Genomic DNA, 632 nt, shown 5'->3' with positions numbered 1-632 from the left:
CAGCCCGTACTTTCGCGCCTTCGCATCCAAGCCGATGCGCGAGTGGCCACTGATGGACAAGGCCACCATGATGGCCAACTTCGACACCATGAACACCGCCGGCCTGCGCCTGGACGATGTGTTGGCCTGCGCGCGCCAGGCCGAGCAGTCGCGTGACTTCCGGCCGATGGTGGGCCCGTATTCGGTGGGCCTGTCTTCCGGCACATCGGGCGGACGCGGCGTGTTTGTCGTCAGCCCTGCAGAGCGCGCCCAATGGGCCGGCGTCCTGCTCGCCAAGCTGCTGCCGCGCGGGCTGCTGCACGGGGAGCGCGTCGCCCTGTTCCTGCGTGCCAACAACAACCTGTACACGGCGGTGCGCAACCCGTGGCTGACGTTCGCGTTCTTTGATCTGTTCGCGCCGTTCGAATCGCACCGCGCGCCGCTGGAGGCGTTGCAGCCCACCATCGTCGTGGGGCCCGCGCAGGTGCTGCGCGCGCTGGCGCTGGAAAAGCTGGCTGGCCGGCTCGACATCGCACCGGTGCAAGTGCTTTCCGGCGCCGAGGTGCTGGAACCGATGGACCGCGTGTTGTTGGCGCAGGCATTCGGCAACGTGGGCGAGGTCTACCAGGCCACCGAGGGCTTCCTGGGCGCCA

1 protein-coding gene is annotated in these 632 nt (G+C 68.4%); it reads left to right on the top strand.

The genetic code is table 11. The features are described 5' to 3' along the window. On the top strand, window positions 1-632 hold a 632-nt coding region (locus JHD73_RS27960; RefSeq protein WP_368735569.1), incomplete at both ends, for a F390 synthetase-related protein.

This window comes from Ralstonia sp. ASV6, assembly GCF_016429285.1.
Taxonomy (GTDB): domain Bacteria; phylum Pseudomonadota; class Gammaproteobacteria; order Burkholderiales; family Burkholderiaceae; genus Ralstonia; species Ralstonia flaminis.
This window is presented reverse-complemented; position numbering and strand designations above follow the sequence as displayed.